The organism is Clostridium sp. RTP31139st1_H3_RTP31139_211217 (assembly GCF_040227035.1).
GTDB classification, from domain to species: domain Bacteria; phylum Bacillota; class Clostridia; order Clostridiales; family Clostridiaceae; genus Clostridium; species Clostridium saudiense.
The window spans coordinates 1-2,466 of the sequence record NZ_JBCOAB010000103.1 but is presented as its reverse complement, the minus strand read 5'-3'; the positions used below and the strand labels follow the sequence as shown (position 1 = coordinate 2,466).

General features: G+C 27.7%; 2 protein-coding genes. Both read right to left on the bottom strand.

Going from position 1 to position 2,466, the window contains the following annotated elements:
• Positions 1–108 precede the first annotated feature (108 nt).
• Complete coding sequence (locus ABUA17_RS18655; RefSeq protein WP_349818087.1) at positions 109–1,239, bottom strand: site-specific integrase; 1,131 nt, start codon at positions 1,237–1,239, stop codon at positions 109–111.
• A 285-nt stretch (positions 1,240–1,524) separates the two neighbouring features.
• Entirely contained in the window at positions 1,525–2,367 is an 843-nt protein-coding gene (locus ABUA17_RS18650; RefSeq protein WP_349818086.1) for a helix-turn-helix domain-containing protein, read from the bottom strand.
• Positions 2,368–2,466: the final 99 nt, after the last annotated feature.

Sequence of the window (2,466 nt, the reverse complement as noted above, 5' to 3'; positions counted from 1 at the left end):
TTCCTGTTGGGAGTACCATATAAAGCAAATAAACGGCTAAAACACTAACGTTTAGCCGTTTTTGTTTTGTAAAATACCGACATTTAACCGACATTTTTGCATAAAAAATTAAATATCATCAAACATGATATCTAGTAAGTCGGCTGTTTTCTTTTCCATTTCGGGTAATACATGACTATAAGTATCCCATGTAATTTGAGTTGAAGTATGCCCAAGTCTTTTGGAGATAACCTTAATATTCTCACCTTTAAGTAATAATATAGTTGCATGAGTATGCCTTAATCCATGAATAGATATTTTAGGAAGAGTGCTGCTATTATCTTGGAGTAATTTATTAAACCTCTCTAGCTTCTTTGTAAAGTCCATAGATACGTTTCTAGGGTTACACATCTTATTATCCCTACTTAATATAACAAAGCCTTTAGAATTGCTTTCAGACTGATTTAATTTATGATTAGTTAATACATTTACTAAGCTATTAGGTATAGAAATACTTCTAAAAGCTGAATTAGTCTTTAATATACTAGTATGTATTAATTTATGATTTGTTTTATCTTGTATAACTTGCTCTCTAATATTTATAAATCCATTTTCTAGGTCTATATTATCCCATCTAAGACCACATAACTCACCAACACGTAAACCAGTAAGACTTATTATTAATATAGGTATATAAAGCCAAGAATCCTTTATATATAACAGGAATGATTTTAATTGTTCTTCATTCCATACAATAACCTTTTCTTTTTCTTGTGATATTTTCTCAATATCAGTGGGAATGTAATTGACTAAATTTAATTTTTTAGCATATTTATAACAACCAGTAAGAACTTCAATAATCTTTTTGGTGCTATTAGGCTTTAATCCACCATTTATAAGTTCATTATAAAATTGTTGTACTGTAGCAGTATTAAGACGACCTATTTCAATATCTCCAAGATAAGGGATTATATAATTATCTATCCTTGATCTATAGGAAGTTTTAGTATTTATACTTAATGTTTTAGATTTATATTCATTATACCAAGCATTAATAAAATCTTTTAATAATACTTTATTGTCAATAACATTTAATCCATTAGCAATATCAACGCAAAATGAATTTGCATATGCTACAGCTTCTTTTTTAGTTTTAAAGCCACTTTTAAATTTTCTCATTCTTTTACCAGTAGAGGGATTACGTCCAAGGTCGATAGTTACTTCCCATTTACCATTAGATAATTTCCTAAAACTAGCCATTCTGTGGGCTCCTTTCTATTCAATAGTATAATTTATCATTTTAAAGTAAAAACGCTTATATAAGCTAATATTTGCTTTAAAGGTTAGCATGAAATTTTCACCAAGTTGCGAATATAATTGTCAGTGATTTTAAATCACCGACAATTTGGTGTTGATAATTTTTATAAATAGTTTATATCATAATATTGTTGATGAGCTTTAAAGTGGGAAATTCCCACTTTAGATGGGATAAAGGGGAAATCCCAGTTATCTATTGTTCAAGAGTAGTGATATATTCATTTGACACTACTTAGAAGGTGTGACTTCATTAATTGAAGTTAAAAAATTTCTTTTGTTTTGGTTATAAAGTGTATTTCCACTTAAATAATTATTTGTTTGAATCTTATTTCCAAATCTATCAGGCATTTTTGCGAATTCTTCTAATACTATATCACTAACTTGTTCGATTATAGAAAAAGAAGAGAGATAACTCCTTCTATAATATAGATTATTTTCTATAATATCGTAGGCATATTCAAATCCTAAGGTATCCAATATACACTCCCAAGCTATATCTTCATTTTTAATATCATCAGATGATAATAAAGCATTTTCGATAAAATCCATTATTTGATTATTTACACAAGGCTCAAAATATTTTCCATATAAATCACTAGACATATTATAAGTTGTTTTCATTGCGAGAATACTGGCAACTTCAGTTTGATACTCACAAGCACTAAAATAACCAATTAGAATATCAATTTTTTCATTTCGATTTAATTTATTCTCACTTATAACAAGTTGTTTTTTTTCAATGAGTTCTTTTGAAAGTTCAGTAGCTTTTTCTATCTCTTCAAAGCTATAAAATGGAATTAGTTCTGCAATTTTTAAGGATAAAATATACAGTCTATCATTATCTTCTTTATGAATAAAACTTTTAGTTAGAATATCATCGATTGTTACATCGAATTCTGCTGCTATCTTGTTTAAAATGTCGATTTTAGGCTCTCTTTTATCTGATTCGTAATTTGCATATGTGGTACGTGGTATCCCTATTTTTTCAGCTACTTGTGCTTGAGTTAATCCTTTGCTAAGTCTTAAAGTTTTTAATCTATCTCCAATTTTTATAATTTCATTTATACCCATAATATCAACCTCCTACAATAATATTATATGCTTTTATTCTTCAAAAATGCAACAAAAAATTAAAAAAAGGCTTGACTTCTTCAAAAGCAAGTATTAACA